We start from the raw sequence: 2,738 nt of genomic DNA on the forward strand, positions 1-2,738 counted from the left end.
ATGTTAACTGGATATAAATATATTACCGATTATCTAAAGAAAAAATTACTAAAATTAGGTTGAATACTACTATTTAGTGCYATATCCATATAAAAAGAGTATTAAGCGAGAAGTTGTGCGCCTCGGTTAATACTTTCTTTTTATTAAAACTGATGTATGGTAAGTTTTATATTTAATTTTATGAATTTCTGTCTACAATTCTACTAAACACAATCGGTTTTGTACTCAACATKGGTGGTAAATTTAATTTTAACTGCGATAATTTCCCTTCTACGTCCATCTCATAGGCAATTAATACATTCATTTCTGTATGAGAAAGATTCCACTTCGTTGTGTACATGTTGTAATGATGATGTTTCATCTCTATATCAACTGATTCCCACTTTAAATATAACGTATCATTTTGTTTATACACTTCAATTTTTCCATATGCAGGATGCTCAAATATCCCTGTATACTCCTCTACTGCATGTGTAAAGGTCGTCTCTTTTACTTGTGGAAGAGGCTTATCTAATTCTTTCATCATTTCTTTAAATTTAGCTGTATCTTCTACAGCTCTTTTATGCCAGTCAATTGCATCTAGCTCTAGAAGCTCATCATAAATTTGATTGGCAAGGTAAGATGGTAATAACGTTGTTCCAGTGTTTGTTAATATAACAAGTCCGATATTTTCCTCTGGTATAAAAGATACGAGTGYCGAAAATCCATCAATATTCCCACCGTGATGGATTACTTTATAACCACGATATGCACTAATAAACCAGCCAAGTCCATAACAATTTAGTGTTGTTTCTGATGTGGATAAAAGTGGATTATCGGGAATCGGAATATGTGGTTGATACATCTGCTGTAACATATCCGGTGTAATAAGCTCATGTTTGCCCACTTTTCCTTGATTTAAGTGAAATAGCACCCATTTAGCCATATCTTCTATATTTGAGTTTATGCATCCCGCAGCGCCAACTGCATCGATGTTACGAAATGGAACTTTGACTATATCTTTGTTTTTTTCAATGTATGGAAGTGCGTGATCATCTTTTTCTTGCGAAGTAGTAACCGAGAAATTTGTATCTTCCATATGAAGAGGTTGCAGAATATATTCGGTTACATACTGTTCCCATGTCTGATTTGTAATTTCTTCTACCATATAGCTAATGGTTGCATACATTAAATTATTATATAAAAAGGATGTACGAAATGGTGCATCTAGCTCCAAATGTTGGATTTTTTCCGCAATGTCTTTTCGTGTTAATGAAGATCCATACCATAGTAGTTCATGACGACTAACACCAGAACGATGAGAGGCTAAATCACGGGCTGTAGTTTGTGAGCTTACTAGAGGATCGTGAAGTGAAAAAGTAGGGATATAAGCCTGAATAGATTTATCCCAGTTAAACTTTTGCTGCTTGGCAAGTAAACTTAGAGAAAGTGTACCAAAAGCTTTTGTAGATGAACCAATTGCAAACAGTGTATTTGGTGTAACAGGTTTTTTATTTTCAATGTCACGGTATCCAAATCCCTCAGAAAGAATAATTTCTCCATCTTTTATGATTGCGACTGATGCCCCTGGCACATTTAGATCTTTCATCATTTCCTTCGTATAATCACGTAGGCGACCTGTAAGAGAGGATGTTATTTTTTGCATAAGACTTTGTCTCCTTTACCATTTTTTTCTACAAATAGGTTATTTCGAGATAAGGAAGAGAAAGACCTTGTTGTTAACAAAGATGTCATAATTTTTTAGGATCTCACTAGAAGTTGTAGTTGACGCACATATATATTTTTTTATGAATAGCAAAACAGGCATATAAATCATAGACGCTTATAGATACCTTAACTACGGATAAATCACATTATGGCAACTAAGTTTGTATATCGCATTCTTTTTTAAAAGAGTAAAATCCAAAAAAATAGTTGATTCAGGCAAGTGTTTAGGTTAGAATTGGTAAATAATTACGTTTATATTATTTAAAAGAGGTGTAAAAATGATTGATGTACAGAGTGAGTGTGGCCTTGAATTTAGGAAATTTAACCGGTTTTACACAGATATTTTAGGCTTTTTAAATGAACATATCTATGACAGTCCGTTTTCTTTAACAGAAACTCGTATTCTATTTGAAATTTATAACACTAGTAATTGTACGGCTAAAAACATTCAAGAAAGATTAGATTTAGATGGTGGTTATGTAAGTAGAATTATCAAAAAATTCGAAAAAGAAAAGATGGTTTATAAGCAAAAGTGTAAAGACGATGGACGTAATCATCTTTTATATGTAACCAGCCATGGGGAATTGATTTACAAAGAGTTGGAGAAAAAAGCTAATCAGCAAGTAGAATATATTCTCGGAAGCTTGGACCATGATCAACAAAAAAAGCTTGTAGCCTCAATGAATACCATACAAGAAATTCTTTCTACGTCATTTAAAGAAAAAGACGAAGAAGCTGTTTCTGTTAGAAGTTATTATACCTCTGATGATATTAACAACATGATTGAACAACAATGGTTATTTTATAATCAAGTACATAAATGGGATAACAGTTTTTTAGCATATCTTCAGGAGACTTTTAATGCTGATATAGAAAGAATTTGGATAGCAGAAATAAATCGCGAGTTTGCAGGCTGTATTGGCTTAGTGAATGATGGCAATAAGGTAGGACAGTTAAGGTGGTTCTTAGTAAATCCGTTATTTCACAAAAAAGGAATAGGGAGTCAACTTATTAACTCTCTAGTTCAATAC

2 protein-coding genes are annotated in these 2,738 nt (G+C 32.9%); one reads left to right on the plus strand and one right to left on the minus strand.

Annotation, left to right across the window (positions count from 1 at the left end; translation table 11 throughout):
• Positions 1 to 178: 178 nt before the first annotated feature.
• Positions 179 to 1,645 carry a serine hydrolase gene (locus AC1DRF_RS22070; RefSeq protein ID WP_477741701.1) on the minus strand — a complete coding sequence of 489 codons (1,467 nt, stop codon included), beginning with the start codon at positions 1,643 to 1,645 and terminating at the stop codon, positions 179 to 181.
• Between the two features lie 340 nt (positions 1,646 to 1,985).
• On the opposite strand from AC1DRF_RS22070, the gene AC1DRF_RS22075 reads away from it, so the two are divergent.
• Positions 1,986 to 2,738 (plus strand): bifunctional helix-turn-helix transcriptional regulator/GNAT family N-acetyltransferase (locus AC1DRF_RS22075; RefSeq protein WP_477741702.1); only part of this gene is annotated, 753 nt, incomplete at its 3' end.

It is taken from the genome of Priestia sp. P5_B4 (assembly GCF_056400385.1).